This is a genomic window from Mucilaginibacter sp. A5337 (genome assembly GCF_059690695.1).
This window is the reverse complement of record NZ_JCAWEC010000001.1, coordinates 441,673-460,210: the sequence shown is the minus strand read 5'-3', so window position 1 is coordinate 460,210 and position 18,538 is coordinate 441,673. Positions and strand designations below refer to the sequence as shown.

Annotated in this window: 13 protein-coding genes; 7 read left to right on the top strand and 6 right to left on the bottom strand. The window is 42.6% G+C overall.

Annotation, left to right across the window (positions count from 1 at the left end; all coding sequences use genetic code 11):
- Positions 1-104 precede the first annotated feature (104 nt).
- From AC59JO_RS02025 to AC59JO_RS02000, 6 genes are all read right to left on the bottom strand, one after another.
- Positions 105-785 (bottom strand): metal-dependent hydrolase, encoded by a 681-nt coding sequence (locus AC59JO_RS02025; RefSeq protein ID WP_413668960.1) that lies wholly within the window; start codon positions 783-785, stop codon positions 105-107.
- Positions 786-811: 26 nt separating this feature from the next.
- Entirely contained in the window at positions 812-1,234 is a 423-nt protein-coding gene (locus AC59JO_RS02020; protein ID WP_413668959.1) for a hypothetical protein, read from the bottom strand.
- Between the two features lie 55 nt (positions 1,235-1,289).
- Positions 1,290-1,448 carry a hypothetical protein gene (locus tag AC59JO_RS02015; RefSeq protein WP_413668958.1) on the bottom strand — a complete coding sequence of 53 codons (159 nt, stop codon included), beginning with the start codon at positions 1,446-1,448 and terminating at the stop codon, positions 1,290-1,292.
- A 169-nt stretch (positions 1,449-1,617) separates the two neighbouring features.
- Positions 1,618-2,418 carry a DUF1223 domain-containing protein gene (locus AC59JO_RS02010; RefSeq protein WP_497303027.1) on the bottom strand — a complete coding sequence of 267 codons (801 nt, stop codon included), beginning with the start codon at positions 2,416-2,418 and terminating at the stop codon, positions 1,618-1,620.
- 225 nt (positions 2,419-2,643) lie between these two features.
- On the bottom strand, positions 2,644-3,405 hold the full coding sequence (locus AC59JO_RS02005; protein ID WP_413668956.1) for a LytR/AlgR family response regulator transcription factor: 762 nt from the start codon (positions 3,403-3,405) through the stop codon (positions 2,644-2,646).
- Complete coding sequence (locus AC59JO_RS02000) at positions 3,386-4,408, bottom strand: sensor histidine kinase (RefSeq protein WP_497303025.1); 1,023 nt, start codon at positions 4,406-4,408, stop codon at positions 3,386-3,388. The genes AC59JO_RS02005 and AC59JO_RS02000 overlap by 20 nt, the downstream gene beginning before the upstream one ends.
- Positions 4,409-4,799: 391 nt before the next feature.
- On the opposite strand from AC59JO_RS02000, the gene AC59JO_RS01995 reads away from it, so the two are divergent.
- The 7 genes from AC59JO_RS01995 (at position 4,800) to AC59JO_RS01965 (ending at position 18,439) form a co-directional block, all read left to right on the top strand.
- The gene (locus AC59JO_RS01995; protein ID WP_413668954.1) at positions 4,800-5,339 is read left to right on the top strand and encodes an RNA polymerase sigma-70 factor; all 540 of its coding nucleotides are present in this window, start codon (positions 4,800-4,802) and stop codon (positions 5,337-5,339) included.
- A gap of 388 nt (positions 5,340-5,727) precedes the next feature.
- Positions 5,728-6,795: a FecR family protein gene (locus tag AC59JO_RS01990; protein WP_413668953.1), complete on the top strand. Its 1,068-nt coding sequence runs from the start codon at positions 5,728-5,730 to the stop codon at positions 6,793-6,795.
- Positions 6,796-6,990: 195 nt separating this feature from the next.
- Positions 6,991-10,362 (top strand): TonB-dependent receptor, encoded by a 3,372-nt coding sequence (locus AC59JO_RS01985; RefSeq protein WP_497303022.1) that lies wholly within the window; start codon positions 6,991-6,993, stop codon positions 10,360-10,362.
- Positions 10,363-10,369: 7 nt separating this feature from the next.
- Entirely contained in the window at positions 10,370-11,848 is a 1,479-nt protein-coding gene (locus AC59JO_RS01980) for a RagB/SusD family nutrient uptake outer membrane protein (RefSeq protein ID WP_497303020.1), read from the top strand.
- Positions 11,849-11,929: 81 nt separating this feature from the next.
- Positions 11,930-14,137, top strand: a complete 2,208-nt coding sequence (locus AC59JO_RS01975) for an alpha-N-acetylglucosaminidase (RefSeq protein WP_497303018.1) — start codon at positions 11,930-11,932, stop codon at positions 14,135-14,137.
- Positions 14,138-14,347: 210 nt separating this feature from the next.
- Positions 14,348-17,302, top strand: coding sequence for a beta-galactosidase (locus AC59JO_RS01970; protein WP_497303016.1), 2,955 nt, complete (start codon positions 14,348-14,350; stop codon positions 17,300-17,302).
- A gap of 9 nt (positions 17,303-17,311) precedes the next feature.
- Positions 17,312-18,439: an acyltransferase family protein gene (locus AC59JO_RS01965; protein WP_497303014.1), complete on the top strand. Its 1,128-nt coding sequence runs from the start codon at positions 17,312-17,314 to the stop codon at positions 18,437-18,439.
- The last annotated feature ends 99 nt before the right edge of the window (positions 18,440-18,538 follow it).

The window sequence follows — 18,538 nt, the reverse complement described above, 5'->3', positions numbered from 1 at the left end:
TTTTTGCTTTCTTTAAACCCGGACTTCCGAAGTTTTTAAAACTTCGGAAGTCTTCTCCGCCTTTGTTATTTCACTTTCTGATGATAATAAGACGTTTAGGCCGCTCAAATATCAATGCTCTCGCCTATGGTTGGTAAAAACAGCTTTAAGCCTGCATGTTCAAATTGTTTTATCGCTTCATTTTTATCTATTTTAATAAAGCCAAAAGTATCATAATGAACGCCTAAAACCTTATTGGCCTTAACAAGCTTAGCTGCTTCAATGGCATCATCAACGCCCATGGTCAGCATATCTCCAATGGGAAACACAGCGAAATCAAGATCAACCCACTTAGCCACCAGTTCCATATCCAGTGTAAGCCCGGTATCGCCGCTGTAATAAAGATTACCATCATCGGTTTTTAAAGCGTAGCCGCAGGCTACACCGGCATAGCTGCCATCAGGAAAGCTGGCCGAGTGCTGAGCGATGAATGATTTCGCAGTACCAAAATCAAAGGTTACCTTACCACCCGGGTTTAAAGGATGAACATTTTTAACGCCTTTCTTGTTGAAGTAATCGTAAACCTCATAAATACCCACAACCATAGCTCCTGTGCGGTTTGCTATAGTTTCCACATCCAAAATATGATCATAATGACCATGGGATACAAAAATGTAATCGGCTTTAATTTCATCAATGTTGATGTCTTTAGCCATTTCGTTGCCTGTAATAAAGGGATCGAACAGGATGTGTTTACCTCCGGAAACCACCGAGAAGCATGAGTGACCGTAATAGTTGATTTTCATTGGTTTGGTTTTTATGTTAATGATGATTAGTTTAAAAGCGGAGTTAAGGCATTTAGGACTGGCATTGACAATAGCTTAAAATGATCATAGGCTGTACGGCTAAATTTACCTGTTACATTGTTTATTTTAGGATATAGAAATGTCATATTTTTAAACATGATCGTATCGGCCGAAGAATAAGATGTGTACTGAGCGGATTTTTCGTTAAGACCAAATAGAAGGGTAGTTTTCGCTTGATTTTGCTTATCCGCAGAAGCCCCCGGCAGCCTGAAATCTGATGGTAATTGCGAAGAATTAGAGCAGCCAATTTTAGATGAATAGTTATGCCCACCCGAAGGCAGGTTTATTTTAAAAGTAAATGCCCGTTCGGTACAGTTTAATTCATTTGCCTGGGCATAAGCACCTATACTTAAAAGTGTTGTTATGCAAATTAACAGGAGTTTTTTCATGATGGTATTTGTTTAAAACAGCATCGGCCCTGCAAAAGGGCCGATGCTGTTTATATTAGATGTATTTATTTTCTGCTGGTTTTTTCTTCTTTCCTGGTACGCAGATCATTTCACAATCCTGCGGGTTACGCTCAAACGGCGCCCTTGTAAGAAATGATAATGAGAACAGCGAGATGAAGCCCATTAATAACCGGCCTTGTTTCAACTTGCTCATAGTTTTTGAATTTATGATTATCAATATCCTCTTGATAAATGTGATAAAGAATCGTTTTAAAACAGGAGGCACCTACGGAGCCAAATCTTTATTTGGAAGGCTCCGGCGGAGCCCCTGCGAGTTTTTTGTTAAAACGATTTTTGTGATCAGAAGGGTAATTGCTGAACTTTTATATTTTTGTTACTACTTCACCAGCTAAAACAGCTTTTGTTGCGGTTAAAACTTCGCCTTTGGCTTTGTCCTGAATAAACCCAATAACTTCCCAGCCTTGCGGAGTAAACTCTTTAGGTAAGTTGATGACGGTTTCACCTTTCTTTGCTTGGTTTAAGGCGACTGTTTTTAGATCGCGAACTATCTGGGCGTGGGATAAAGTTCTGCCTTCGTTTTCACCTTTGGCAACTTTGCTAATGGTCGATTTTTGAACGATAGCTATCAGCAGATTTCGGTTATCAGTATTACCGGATAACTCATAGTTTACAGTTAGCTTATCACCATTTTGTTGCGCCTGAAGAGAAACTTGTGCGGTTTGGGCAGTTGTTAAAACGCTGGAAATAGCCTCGCGAAGTACAGGCTCATCCGAACCTACCAATGCGGTTTTGCCGTTAACAACAACCTGCGGGGTATAAACCTGGGCATTTAAATAAGCGCTGTATTCCCGCTGGCGTTTTGAAAACATAGCATTGCTGAATACATCTTTCCAGCCAAGGCTATTCCAGTAATCAACATGATAAGCTAATATGTAAACAGGTTTATCCTGCGACTCTTTTTGGATCCGGGCCAACAATTCATCGGCCGGCGGGCAGCTTGAACACCCCTCTGAGGTAAACAATTCAACCAGGGCAAAACCTTTACCAGGAGTATCGGCGCTTACAGTTTTAACTGAATCTATTTTACGGGCGGCATATGCGGCAGTAGCAAGCGCCAGTGCTACCGCACCAACGCAAAAGCTTAAAATTTTTAACGTTTTCATATCTTTCGATTTTTAATGTATATCAAAATTAGCCTTGAAATAGGCACTAAAACAGCATAAAAAAGCCCAACCGGACATATTGATAGTTCAGTTGGGCGTTTATTAAGTCGAAAGTCTTAAGTACTAAGTATTGAGTCAGTCGGGAGTCTTTAATCTCAAGTTAGAAGTCATTTTTACTTTCTACTTAGAACTTATGACTTCAGACTTAGAACTTAAGACCTAGCACTACCTGTTCTCGAGCCAGCTTAAAAATACCGGCGCTTTTTCTTTATTGATGAGTAATTTTTCGGGAGTAGGAATTGTCAGTTTCACAAACAGTTTGCGCATAAAATAATGTTCAACTTCTTTTATCGCACTGAAGTTCACAATGTATTGTCTGTTCAGCCTAAAAAACTGTTCCTGTGAAAGCTGACCGCTGATCTGATCAAGCGATTGGTTAACAACATACTCCTGCTGGTCAAAAGTCATAATGGTTGACAGTTCGTTACGAATGTAGAAGAACGCTATGTTGTTGGAAGCTATGGTGATATACTTATTGTTTTTAAATACCAGGAAGCTTTTTTTACCGGCAGGAGGTGTAACCTGCGATAACAGGCTGCTGATATCAGGCGCTGAACCCTGCTGAAAGAAATTCCGAAGCTCATCTACCTTTTTAAAAGCATCGGCAATATCTGCTTTGGAGAAGGGTTTGAGCACATAATCGACGCTGTTGGCTTTAAAGGCCTCCAACGAGTATTCATCAAAAGCGGTACAAAAAATAATAGGGCATGATACTTTTACCGATTTAAAGATCTCAAAACACAAACCGTCCGAAAGCTGGATATCCATAAAAATAAGATCGGGCTGCCTGTTTTCAGAAAGATAGGCAACCGAACTTTCAATACTCTGCAGTTTGGCAACAATTTTTGAGTGCGGCCTTAACTCTAATATGATACTTTCAAGCGAACGGGCCGCCTTTAGTTCGTCTTCAATGATGATAATGTTCATGAATAATAGGTAGTTTAACTTTGAATATTTTATCCTCAGCAATGATCTCTATTTGTTTATCAAGCAGGTGATCATAACGCAAATTGATATTCCTGAGGCCAACACCTGTTGATGGTTCTTCAAAGCGTTTGGGTTTTATCTCATTTTCCATAACAATGTTGTCGCCCTCAGCATATAGCTTAATGTGCAGAGGATGGTCCAACGATACTACGTTATGTTTAATACAGTTCTCTATCAGCAGTTGCAATGTAAACGGTGGGATCAGTGTACCGCGATATTGATCATCAATAGTATTGGTGAAAATGAAACCATCCTCAAACCGGGCTTTAAGTAAAAAGTTATAAGCATCCACTATATCCAGCTCGTCCGATAAATGAACAAGGTCTAATTTTCGGCTCTCCAGGGTAAAACGATAAAAATTAGAAAGCTTAAGTATAAAATCTACCGAGTTTTGGTCGCCGGTTTCAACCATGGCTTTCAGGGTATTAAAGCTGTTGAACAGGAAGTGCGGGTTAATCTGTTGTTTAAGCAGTTCGTATTGTGCGCCAAGGTTATCGGCTTTTATGCGTTCCAACTCAACGCTAACCTGCTGGTTTTGATAGTTTTGGTAAAGCAGGTTTATCAGCATATAAAATACCAGGTTGATCAGGATGCCCCTTACCTCAATCATCAGCATCACGGGGCCGAAATTTAAATGCGTTAAAATAAGTTGCTGTATGTAGGCTAAAGCCAGCATCACGCCCATACCTATCACCAATGTGGTAAGCAGCCTGGAATAAGAAATGCTTTTGTTTATTTGTTTATTGTTAGACGGCTGCGGCAGCGTATAAATATTATAATACCATACAAACAGTGAAAACGCAGCGGTAACCCCTGAGTTAACTGCTGCTTCGGCGGGTTTAAAATGCCGTTCGGCTATTTGAGGAACGGAGGCCAGCAGACCAAGGAAAATTGAACTGCTCCATATTATTCCGGAAGAGATTTTAAATGTTGTGTCTTTCATTTATTGCAAAGATTTGCGGAAATAAAATGGTTGCCGGGCAAATATAAAGTTAATTATGGCCTGTGGCTTAAATCTGTTGTTGCGTTACTAAAAGCCACACGAAACTTTAGTTTGTTTTGACTAAACGCCCCAATTATTTCCGTTTGCTGCCAATATATAACAGGTTTTAATATAAAAATAGAGGTTTACGGGACAAATGGACATTTTATCGCCTGAATCAGACATTTTAAGCCGCGAATATTTCTGATATGCAAACAGCAGAAGAATTACAGACAATGGTTTTAACCGATGAATAAATCCATCAACCTAAAATACTTCTGATCAAGATTTTTTACTTAAAATTGTACATTATTTCAGTTAACTGTTCCCGTTAAAAGCAAGCCGCTCAACATTGGAGATTAAAGAACTTATAGATTCTATCCATTACAACAATGATGAATCTGCCTTTAATGAACTATACAAGCTGCTGATCAAAAACCTTAATCAGTTCGCCTGGTCCTTTTTGGGCGATAAGGAAGCTTGCGAGGAGATCATCAACGACCTTTTTGTAAATATCTGGACTGGCCGCCATAAGTTGGATAAGATCTCAAACCCTAAGGTATACTTTTATGTGGCGATAAAAAATGCCTGCCTCAATCACATCCGAAGTAACACTTCGAAACGAAACCGGGATGCCCGGCTTGCCGAAAGCTATTATTTTCATTTATCGGTTGATCCATCGCAGCTGCTTATTAGTAAAGAGTTGCAAGCCGGAGTTTTAAACGCCGTAAACAGTTTGCCTCCGCGTTGTAAACTCATTTTTAAAATGGTTAAAGAAGACGACCTTTCCTGCAATGAAGTGGCAGATATTCTTGGACTTTCTAATAAAACGGTATTCGCCCAATTGGCTATCGCGCTGAAGAAACTGGATGAGGCGCTTGGGAATAAGTAAAAGCTAAAAGGTAATTGTCTACCTCGCGCCCGTTTTGCTACCTACCGTGTACCCATAAGTTTTAAATGAAAAATTGTCATTTAGATAGAGCGGAGTAGGCCTAAGCATGGGAGCGAAAGAGAAATCTTATACGCCCTGTAGAGTAGCTTTACATAGTTTAGAGCCGGATGTACAAGTTTTCTTAAACTCGCGCTCGTTTGCAACGAGTGCGTACCCGGGTTTGCGTTTATAACGCAAAGGCGATACAATCGCCAAACCATATTAAGCGCTTGTTGCAAACGAGCGCAAGGTAAATGACATGATGTAATCTCCCCCTTAAAAAATATTTTAATTTCTTTTAGGAAAAACCTGGAGTAGCTGTGTCCTTAATGCAGAATACCGTATTACTATGAGCAAATCCAGGTTTATTGAGTTGATGGCCAAAAGCATGGGCAAAACAGCCAGTGCTGAAGAGTTGGCCGAACTCGACATGTTTCTTGAACAATTTCCTAATTATAAAAAAACATACCAGGTTACCAATGCCTTAAAAGGAAATGATCCCGAACAGGCGGAAGTAAAGCCTGAAGATGTTAACGGAAGCCTGGAAGAGATCTGGAACAGGATTAAAAGTTCAGGCGAAAATTCGGCGGATGACACCAGGATAAAACCAATGTTCAGGTGGCAATGGGTTGCAGCAGCCATATTGGTGTTTATTGCTGCCGGGGCCTTGTTTTATAAAAAAATGGAGCAACAGGATGGCCTGATTGCCGAAAATATATTACATGAAATTCATGTGCCTTACGGCAAAACCGAAAAGCTCAAATTGCCCGACGGAACACAGGTTACCCTTAATGCAGGCAGTACTTTTTCATACCCCGAGGCTTTTGAAAAAAACAGCCGGGATGTAAGCCTTACCGGCGAAGGCTTTTTTGAGGTAACTAAAAATGCCAAGAAACCTTTTCTGGTACATACTGCCAGGCTTGTTGTAAAGGTATTGGGAACTGTTTTTAATGTAAAAGCCTACAATAACGATAAAACCGTTGAAACTACTTTGTTAAGAGGCAAAGTACAGGTTGAACTAAAAAATAATCCCGAGAAAAGGATCATTCTGTTGCCTAACGAAAAGCTGATTGTTATTAATAACCGGGAGCCAAAAAGTGTAAAGCCTAAAGAGGGAAAGATTGAATACCAGGTAACCGAATTGCCGGATGTTAAACCTGATGAAGTAAAAGAAACAGCCTGGGTTGATAACCGGATTCTGTTCACCAACGAGATGTTTGAAGATGTGGCCGCGCAAATTGAACGCAAATATAACGTGCAGGTTGTATTTGAAGATCAGGCGCTCCGCACCGAGCAAATTAGCGGTTTGCTTGATAAGGAAACATTGAAGGAGGCTTTGGGCATTATAGAATTGACTACACCATTCAAATTCAGAGTGGATGGGCAAACGGTTTACCTGTCAAAAAAAGAAAAATAGAAATCAAAATAAACTAACTAACCCATTAACCAACAGCTTATGATATTGAAAACTTACCTATCAGATTCCTGAACATCCGCAAGTAAACAAGGGAAGAGCTGCCACTCCTCCCCGCAAACAAATAGGATTTTATTAACGGAGTAAGCAATTGTAAAACAGCACTTGCTCCATCCATTTATTTTCAAAACAAATGTAATGAAAAAAACAAGAAGGGTGTTCCCGCTTCGTGGCGCCCCCGTATGTCTCAAAGTTATTTTGCTGATGAAAGCAGTATTTTTATTTGTCCTGGCTACCTGCGTACAAGTTTCTGCAAAAGTGTACTCACAGCAGAAATTTACGCTTAGCTTAAAGCAGGCCGAAGTAAGCAGTATCCTTACAAAAATTCAGAAACAAAGCGATTACCGCTTCTTCTATAACTATGCTTCCATCAAAAAGCTGGGCAAGGTTGACCTTGACGTAAAAGATGCAACCATTGATGAATTGCTTGCAGCCATCATTGATGATAAGCTTTCTTATAAGATGAATGATGACCATGTAGTGATCATTGCTAACCAGGAAGAAACCAAAAGTATAGCCCTTGTAAAGGGTAAGGTTGTTGATGCCAAAGGCGAGCCACTTATTGGAGTTAACATTCGCCTGCAGGGTACCAACCAGGGTACTACCACCGATGCGAATGGAAATTTCAGTATTGATGCCCCTATAAACGGAGTGTTGGAAATCTCTTATATCGGGTTTGAAAAAAAGGTGGTTACCATAACCGGAAGCCAAACTTTAAATATAACCTTGACGGCCCTGCCATCTGCCTTGACCGAAGTTGTGGTTGTTGGTTATGGTACCACTAAAAAGATCGATGTTACCGGCTCTGTAGCAAGTGTAAAAGGTGCTGATCTTCAAAATCTTCCTGTAGCTTCAGCAACCCAGGCCCTGGATGGCCGCGCAGCTGGTGTAAACATTGTGCGCAACGATGGCTCGCCGGGTGCTGCTTCAAGTATCCGTATCCGCGGTACCGGTACGTTAAACGATGCCAACCCACTTGTTGTTGTTGATGGTGTACCTACCAGTAATCCGGATGCCTTGAGTGATATTAATCCGAACGATATTGCTTCGGTTGATATCTTGAAAGATGCATCGGCAGCTGCTATTTACGGTACACGTGCTGCCAATGGCGTTGTGTTGGTTACCACTAAAAAAGGCACATACAATCAAAAATTGGTTACCACTGTTAATTTTTACAACGGTTTCTCTAATACCACTAAATACCTCAAACTGTTAACTGCCCCCGATTTGTATACATTGAAAAGGGAGCGCTATACCAACGATGGTGTTGCTATTGATGCGCCCTGGAACGACAGCTATTACGCTACTCAACGCACCGATTGGCAGCGTGCCATTATGAAAACAGGTCATGTAACCAGTGGGGATGTGAGTTTAAATGGTGGTAACGAGGTATCTGCATACAGTTGGTCTACCTCGGTTTATAATGAAGATGGTATCATAGCCAAAACTAATTTTGAACGCTTTAGCACCCGCTTTAACTCAGAGCATAAGGTAACCGAATGGTTAAAATTGGGCGAAAATCTCCAGTTAAATTATGCCAATAATGTTGGGTTCGATAATAATAACTCCCAAACAGGGTTAATTTTTTCGGCCTTGCGCTTTAACCCTGCCATTCCGTTGGTTAATCCGGATGGAACATACGGTACTTCAAAGGCGTTTGCTAACCAGTTAGGTGATATAAACAGTCCTTATGCTACCATTCAGGAGGCAGACAGGTTTAATAAAAAATACCGTGCCCTGGCAAATGCCTTTGCTGAGATAACGTTTTTAAAAGAGCTAAAACTCCGTGTAAACTATGCGTATGATGGTACTTTAAACCGTGCGTATAACTTCAATATTGCTGATGTTAACCAGGCCAGGCAAAACACCACCTCGCAGTTAACCCAAAACGAGGGCGAGTTGTCATCGCAATTATTAGAATCGTTCCTGACTTATGATAAGGTATTTGGGAAAAGCCACGTGACCTTTACCGGTGGTTACTCATACCAAAACTTTAAAACTTATGGGTTTAACGCATGGCGGGTGGGATACGATGATACCTCACAGGATCAGCGTGTACTTAGCTTGGGCAACAGTCAGTTTAACTCAAGTGTGGTGCCTGATGAATCGTCATTACAATCGGGCTTTGGCAGGTTGTTTTATGACTACGATGGCCGCTTCCTGGCTACTGTTACTTTCCGTGCAGACGGATCATCTAAATTTGCGCCATCAAAAAGATGGGGTTACTTCCCGGCATTCTCTTTGGGCTGGAGGTTATCTAACGAGCAGTTTATCAAAAACATAAGTTGGATAAGCAACCTGAAACTAACAGGCGGTTATGGCGAGCTTGGTAACCAAAACATCGGTACATTCCAATACACCAGCTTAATAAGGTTAGGCAGCACCTATGAAAATAATGGTTATACCTTTGGTGGCACAGGTTATACCGGTGCGGCAGTTTACAGTCTTGCCAACCCGGATATTACCTGGGAGCGTACAGCCATGACTAACATTAGCCTGGATGCAGGTTTTTTAAACAATCAGTTAACCACCACGTTAACCTGGTTCAATAAAAACACCAAGGATATGCTTTTATCGCCGCCTGTTGTAGGTGCGGCCGGTTCGGTAAATATCCCTAACCAAAACATCGGCACCATGAACAACAAGGGTGTTGAGTTTGAAGTTAATTACCATGGCGGTAACGATAAAGTAAAATATACTATTGGCGCTAACGCCTCGTATATCAAAAACAAGGTAACCAAATTAAACGGCGAAGGTACCTTTGTTGGCTCAACAGTATATGGCCGCTCGAGCCAGGAAATTTCCCGCACTTATGAAGGTCAGCCGATAGCTTCATTTTACGGCTGGAAAACCAACGGTTTATACCAAACACAAGCCGACATTGATAATGATCCGGCGCTCAAAAACGACCCTCGTAAAGCGAGTATCAGACCGGGAGATGTGCGTTTCCTTGACCTGAATGGTGATGGTTTAATTGATGGTAACGACCGTACCAATCTGGGCAATCCTAATCCTAAGGTTACTGCCGGTTTACAAGGTAATATATCATACAAGGGCTTTGATCTATCGGCAAACTTTACCGGGGTATTTGGCGTGAGTCTTTATAATGCCGACAGGATGCAGGGTATCGACCCAACTTATCCGTTTAACCTTTATGCCGAAACTTTAGGCCGTTGGACGGGACCGGGTACCAGTAACACTATCCCTCGTTTATCGCTTGACCGTGCTAATGATAACTACCGCACATCTGATATGTTTGTTGAAAACGGAAGCTATGTAAGCCTTAAAAATGTCACTTTAGGTTATACGCTTCCTGTGAGCTGGGCTAAAAAAGCCACATTAAAAAGTATAAAGTTATATGCATCCGGTCAAAATGTGTTTTTCATAACCGGCTACAAAGGTTACACGCCTGAGCTGGGTTATACTAACGGCAATTTGCAAAGAGGGGTTGACGTAGCTCAATATCCGTCGACAAGGACAATAACATTTGGTGTAACAGTTAAATTATAACATCATCATGAAATCAAACAAACTAATATATACGCTTGTGTCATTGGCCCTGATGGGCAGCGGCTGTAAAAAAGCACTTGATTTAAAGCAGCAGGGTGTTTACAGCTCAACCAACTATTTCCGCAACGAGGTTGATGCTGTTAACGCGATAACCGGTATTTACAGTATTTTACCGGAGGAGGATTATATAGGGCATGCCGAGTCAACATTTGATACCCCATCTGATGATTACTGGCGCTCGGGCGACCATGGTGAGGACGAGGCTATCGAAAACTTAACCTACGACGCATCAAACGCAGCTATCCGTTACCCATGGAAATGGCGCTATGAGGAAATTAACCGCGCTACTAACTGCATCATCAATATCCCGAAAATAACTGCTATATCTGCCGATGTTAAAAACCGCAGCATGGGTGAGGCTTATTTTTTAAGGGCTTTTGGCTACTGGCGTTTGATGATCATCCACGGTGATGTGCCTATCATTACTGAAGCTGATTATACCTCCTTGAATTTCAATGTTCCAAAATCGCCCATAGAAGAAGTTCGTAAACAAATAGAATCCGATTTGTTAAAGGCAGTTGATTTGCTGCCTGAAAGCTACGGCGCTGCGGATCGTGGCCGCGTGAGCAAAGGAACAGCATTGGGCTTATTAACCAAGCTTTATATGTACTGGGAAAAATTGCCTGAAGCCATAGCAACCGGCCAAAAGGTGATCTCCAATCCGGCTTATGCACTTGCGCCTAATTATACTGATAATTTTACCCGCGCAAATGAAAACAGTACTGAAATGCTTTTCTCAATCCAGGCCGTACAAAATGTGGTTCAAAACGACTTTACCGTTTATTACATTCCGCGTCCATGGGGAGGTTATGGTTTTAGCCAGCCATTACAGGGCCTTGCCAATGAGTTTGAAGCGGGTGATCCGCGTAAAGCTGCAACATTGTTAAGCGTTGGCGATAAAGTTGATCTGGGCGATGGTAACGGTTTAACAACCTTTACTGCCGATCTTTCGGCTACCGGTTTTGCCTTTAAAAAGTACGCTGTGTTTAATACCCAGGCAGATGGTGGTGGTGTTGACCATAGTTATGCAGTGCCTTTAATGCGTTCGGCTGATATTTACCTGTTAGTTGCCGAAGCATTGATCCGTACACAGGGGGCAGGTGCCGGAGATGCACTGATCAACCAGATCAGGCACCGGGCCTCAACTTCATTAAAACCGGTTTCGGGAGCTGGCATGAAAGAGCTGATCCACGAGCGCCGTGTTGAGCTGGCTGGTGAAGACCAACGTCACCAGGATTTGATGCGCTGGGACAAAAAGAACATAGTTGATATAGCAGCTATTTATAACCTTGCTGTTTCCAAAGCCCCGCTTGATCAAAATAAAACAGTAACCTTTGTACGCCCTAAAAACTATTATTTCCCAATTCCTCAGGTTGAGATTGATAAAAGTAAAGGCGTATTAGTACAAAACCCTAATTTTAAATAATAACCATATACCGGCGGCAGGGGAGCACCTCCTGTTGCCGGTATTTATTTCCGGTAATTGCCGGCGTTTAACTATCTATTGATGAGAAAGTGTTTACTTGTTGTAGCAGCTATTATCGCATTTGGCTTTAAAGCCGGTGCCCAGGTTGATCAGAAAACTTCCTATGATTTTATTGAAAGGGTAATTCCCGGCAAGAGTAATTTATTTACTATTGAGTCTATCCCCCAGCAGAACGGTAAAGATGTATTTGAGCTGGAAAGCCGTAATGGTAAAATTGTGCTCAGGGGTAATAACGGTCTGTCAATAGCATCGGCATTAAACTACTATCTTAAAAATTATTGTTTTTGTGATATCGGCTGGAATGGCACCAATCTTAACTTGCCGGCAACCCTGCCTGCTGTTAAAGGGCTTATCCATAAAACTACACCTTATCAATATCGCTACTATTTAAATTACTGCACGTTTAACTACACCATGGCCTGGTGGGATTGGGACCGCTGGCAAAAAGAAATTGACTGGATGGCCCTGAATGGCATCAACATGCCGCTGGCTATAACCGGCGAAGAAGCTGTTTGGCAAACCGTTTACAAAGACATGGGCTTTACCGATAAACAACTGGATGAGTTTTTTAGCGGCCCTGCTTATTTTTCATGGTTTTGGATGGGGAATATTGATGCATGGGGTGGCCCGCTGCCGCAGCATTGGATGGACTCGCACAAAGCATTGCAAAAAAAGATTTTAGAGCGTGAGCGCTCTTTTGGGATGACGCCTGTTCTGTCGTCATTCACCGGCCATGTGCCGCCATCGTTTAAAGATAAATTCCCCGGTGCTAAGGTTAAAAGAACCAACTGGGATGCCGGGTTTCCCGATGTTTTTATACTTGATCCCGACGATCCGATGTTTGAAACCATCGGCAAAAAATATATAGAAGCACAAACCAAAGAGTTTGGTACCGACCACCTGTACTCGGCCGATACTTTTAACGAAAATGTGCCGCCAACCAACGATTCCACCTATTTGGATGGCATGAGCAAAAAGGTGTTTAACTCTATGGCTGCCGCCGATCCAAAAGCAATCTGGGTAATGCAGGGCTGGATGTTTCACTACAATAACAAATTCTGGCAGCCGCAACAGATCAAAGCTTTGCTTAACGCGGTACCTAACGAGCAAATGATTGTGCTTGATCTGTATAGCGATGCCCACCCGGTTTGGAACCGTACCGAAGCATACTATGGCAAGCCCTGGATCTGGAGCATGCTGCAAAACTTTGGCGGTAACATCAGTCTTTTTGGCCGTATGCGCCATGTAGCTGCCGACCCGGCCATTGCCCTGCATGATCCCGAATCAAAAAATATGCGTGGCATTGGTGTTACCCCCGAAGGTATTGAACAAAACCCCGCACTATTTGCACTGATGCTTGAAAACGTTTGGCGCGATACCCCGATTGATGCCGATGCCTGGGTTGCGAACTATGCTCAACGCCGTTACGGTCAGGTTAACGGCCAGGCAAATGAGGCATGGCATATCCTGTTAAATTCGGTTTATTCGGGAGGCTTAACTGAAGGGGGCCCGGAGTCAATTATTGTGGCAAGACCAACAATGAAAAAATATATTGATAGGGTATTAACCAAATTGGATTACGATCCGATGCAATTGGTTAAAGCCTGGGGCTTGCTTATAAATGCTGCCGATAGCCTGAAACAAAGTGATGGTTTTCAGTATGATCTGGTTGATGTAACCCGTCAGGTATTGGCCAATTATGCGAGTCCGCTGCAGCAAAAAATGGCGCAGGCTTATCAAAATAAAGATCAGCAGCAGTTTAAATTATATAGCAGCCAGTTCCTGGAACTCATGGATGATATGGACGCCCTGCTAAGCACCCGTGAAGATTTCCTGTTAGGCAAATGGATTAACGAAGCAAGGGCCAATGGTGTAACCGATAAAGAGAAAAACCTCTACGAGTTTAATGCCCGCGACCTGGTTACCCTTTGGGGCGATAAGGAAAGCGGTTTAAGAGAGTATTCAAACCGTCAATGGGCAGGTTTAATCAAAGGTTATTACAAACCACGCTGGGCACTGTACTTTGGTCTGCTGGATAAGTCATTATCGGCTAAAACCGACTTCAATGCCGATGCTTTTGACAAGCAGGTGAAAGACTGGGAATGGCAGTGGGTGAACAAGCATGACAATGCCTACACTGATGCTGCTAAAGGTGACGCCGTTGAAAAATCGAAGCAATTGTATGTGAAATATAATGCGGTGATTTTAGAAACCCGCCAAGCTCAATAAAAACGATGTCATTTCGAACCCTTGATGGGGGGCAGCGAAAGGCAAGGGTGAGAAATCTTATACGATATGAAAAGCCGCTAAGCTTGGCGTATAAGATTTCTCCTCACGCCACGCTCAGGCCACCACATGTTCGTCGAAATGACAGGAGAATATAAGAACATAAGACTTACGAAGTTTTAAAAACTTCGTAAGTCTGGATTGTAAAAAATCATGAGATTACGCTACACCATATTAACATCCATCTTATTAAGCGCCTTTACTAAAGCACACAGTCAAAGTGCTAACGACCATATTTTCCCTGCCACGGCTGTTGCCAGGCCCTATATCGATTTTGACAACAAAGGTTTTATGGTGAATGGTAAACGTACGTTCATTGTATCAGCCGGACTTGAGTATGCCCGTATACCGCATGAGCTTTGGTACGATAGGCTCCTGAGGATAAAACGGGCGGGCTTTAATTGTATTGAGATCTATACCATCTGGAATTTTCATGAAGAACAGGAAGGCAAATTCAACTTTACCGGCGACCATGATTTGGGTAAATTCCTGGATATAGTAAAACAACTTGGCTTATACGCCATTGTACGCGTTGGCCCATACTATTGCGCTGAGTGGGATAACGGCGGTTACCCCATATGGCTTAAATTTAAAAAAGGTCTGCGGGTTCGGGAAGACAATAAACCATTTGAACAATATGTTGACCGCTTTTTTGACCATTTATTGCCCGTAGTATTTCAAAGGCAAATTAATAAAGGTGGTGCGGTAATATTGGTGCAGCTTGAAAACGAACATCCCAATGGCTGGGGAACCGTAATGCCCGATGGGTATTTTAAACACCTGCAGGCAAAAGCCTTGGATATGGGTATGCAGGTGCCATATTTTTTCAGCGGGTTACACCACGCCAGCGATCCGGCAGGTGATGGTAAGCTTGATGACGATAAACGGCCAAACCCATGGTTTTCTACCGAATTCTGGGCCGTTTGGTATTCGCAATACGGCGCGAAGCCAGGCGACGCTGAACTTTATGACAGGCGCACCTGGAAAATTATCGCTCATGGCGGTAACGGTTATAACTACTACATGGCTCATGGTGGTTCAAACTTTGGCTATACCAATAATGATGAGGATGCAGCTTCGTACGATTATGGTACGGGTATAGGTCAGGCGGGCGATTTACGGCCAATTTATTATGCCTTTAAACGCGCTGCTTGGTTTTCGCGCAGTTTTCAGGATGTGCTGGAGAACAGTACGAATGCGTCAACTGCTTACAGCGCCATAACTAAGGATACCGCTTTGAAAGTATCCGCCCGCACAAGTCCAGCAGGTGCTCTGATATTTTTAGATAATCCGGGTACTTCTAAAATAAGCGCATCATTAAATATCAATGGTGCCGAAAGTCTGCTTGCGGGCAAAAGGATCAACTTGAAGTCTAAAGAGATTTATCCTTTGGTGCATAATTATAAATTGAATGAGGAAGTTGCGCTTGATTGGGCGCTTACCCGCGTATTTGCCATTGTAAAGCAAGCTAACACCACAACTATAATTGTTGATGCAGAAGCAGGTAATCCGTTATTACTTCGCTTTAATACAAAAGCCAAAGCTACGTCAGCATCAACTTCAGTGAAAGTTGAAAACAATGATGTACTGATTGATGAGCAAATGCCTGCTACAGCCGAAAAGCCGGTTGAATATACTTTTAAATCAGGCTCGGAAACTATAAGGGTGTTGGCCATGAACCGTGCTCTAACCGATAAAACATGGATCACCGAAATTGAGGGCAAAGACTACATTATAACGGGGCTGAACTATGTTGGTGAGACATCGGTTAAAAATGGACACTTTAAGATAACCTTAGAAACACCTTTAACGCAAAGCGCGATTCAGAAAGCAATTTTATACACCGATAGTAAAGGGATCGCTTTTAATATCGATGCTAAAAAGGGCAATCAGCCGCAAACTCACAATTTATCAAACTGGCAATATAAAAACGCCGCCATTAGCGCGGCATCCAACGTAAATACAAGCACCTGGCTTAAATCAAAAGATCCGCAACCTATGGGTGCAGATGCCGATATTACCGCCGATGCCTGGTACCGGACTACATTAAACATACCCTCAAACGGAAAATATACCCTGCAGGTAAAAGGCGGCGGCCGGGGACAAGCCTTTATTGATGGTAAACCTGCTGCCAAATGGAAGCTGAACGATAATGAGTTATCGCTCGATCTTAAAAAAGGAAAGCATACCCTGGCTGTTTTTGCCGCACATGATGGCCGCGATAAACTGGCTGCCTACCTTGGCCCGATAGATGAGGTGGATAGCAAAGGACTTTTTGGCAATGCGCTTATCAAAAAAGGCGGGCCGTTTATTTCTGAACTTGGCGACTGGTATTTTACCAAGTCCAGCAAAAAAGACGATGTAAAGCAAGGTCCGCCGGCATTTGATACATCGGTATACAAAAAGTATAAAATAGGTAATGATGTTTTTAACCTGAAAGAGGGTTATGCCTGGTTCCACACAACCATTCCGCAGCAGCCTGCGGGTACTTCAAAATTAGCGATACTGTTTAAAAGCGTTGACGAAAACGCCACCGTATTTATTAACGGCAAACAGGTTGCACATCATGATGGCTGGAACCAGCCGTTTGAAGTAAACATTACCGATGCAGAAGCTTTAAAGCACCCAATTGATCTTTCAGTTTTTATCGAAAATTACTCAAATGAGGGAGGGATCGATCAACCTATAAATATCAATGCCATTGGCAATGCTACTGCTGTAACCGGATGGCAACTGAAGGGCGGTCCGGGTGATGCGCAGGCCGCTCAGGGTTGGGCGAAGCTTGATGTGGCTAAGCAAATGAAAAATACCCCGGTTTTTTATCGTACAACTTTCAGCTTACCACCATCAACAGGGAATACATTCATCTGGCGTTTTGATCCCGTTGGTTTGGGGCATGGCTCTGTTTGGGTTAACGGACACAATTTAGGAAGATACCCTGAAAAACTGGATATGAAAAGCCTTTACATCCCCGAGTGCTGGCTTAAAACAGGCTTAAACCAGCTGGTGGTTTATGATGAAGATGGCAATAGTATCAACCAAACCCGAATTGTAGCCGAAGAGGCAGCAGGCAGAACAATCAACGAAATTTCAATACCCCTTAATTAATAACAGCGCATGGCTACAACAACCGAAAGATTTACCGCACTTGATGTTTTCCGTGGTATGACCATTTGCTTCATGATCATCGTTAATGCCCCCGGTTCGGGGGCAAACGTATGGTCGCCGCTTGATCATGCCCCCTGGATCGGTTTTACACCTACCGATCTGGTTTTTCCGTCATTCCTTTTTGCAGTGGGCAACGCGCTTAGTTTCTCTAAAAAGAAATTTGAGACTGATGCCGCTTTTATAGGTAAGATCTTTAAACGCACAGTGATTATTTTCCTGCTGGGCTACCTGATGTATTGGTTCCCGTTCTTCCATCGTGAGGCAGGTAGCTGGGTGTTTAACCCTTTAAACCATACCCGTATCATGGGCGTGTTACAGCGGATAGCGTTGTGTTATTTCTTTGGTGCTTTGATAGTTCACTATTGTTCACAAAAAACGGCCGTCATTATCTCAGCTGTGCTTTTATTGGGCTACTGGGCTTTCCTGATATTTTGCGGCGAGCCAGGTAAGGAGTATACCATGCTTGGCAATGCAGGCACGCGATTGGATATCGTGTTGATGGGTAACGATCATTTATATCATGATAAAGGCGGCCCCATAGCTTTTGACCCCGAGGGCTTGCTCAGTACCATGACGGCCATTGTGAATGTCATTGGCGGTTTCCTGGCCGGAGCGTTCATTCAGCGTAAAGGAAAAAATTACGAATCGGTTGCAAGGTTGTTCATGTGCGGGGTTCTATTGATCGCTGTTTCCTTATTCTGGGCGCAGTTTTTTCCTGTGGCCAAAAAACTGTGGACAAGCTCATTCACGTTGCTTACGATAGGTATCGATCTTTTGTTGTTGGGGTTTATGGTATTTGCTATCGAAATAAAAAAGATAAAGAGCGGTACAAATTTCTTCCTCATTTTCGGACGTAATTCGTTGGCTATTTACCTGTTGTCAGAATTGCTGCTCACCGTTTTGCAAACCATTTGGGTTAAACCCCAGTTAAGTTTTTACGACTGGATAAACCAGGTGTTTTACCAAAAGATATTCCCCGGCGCGTTTGGTACCTTGGTATTTGCACTTTGCTACATGATGCTTTGCTGGCTGGTGGCATATGTGCTTGATAAAAAGAAAATCTATATAAAGATATAATGATAACTGTAGAGACGCATAATAGCGTCTCTAACTGTACAGAGCGGATAGTGAATTTCCAATGCCTTGCAAGCGGGAGACGCAATTATGCGTCTTTAC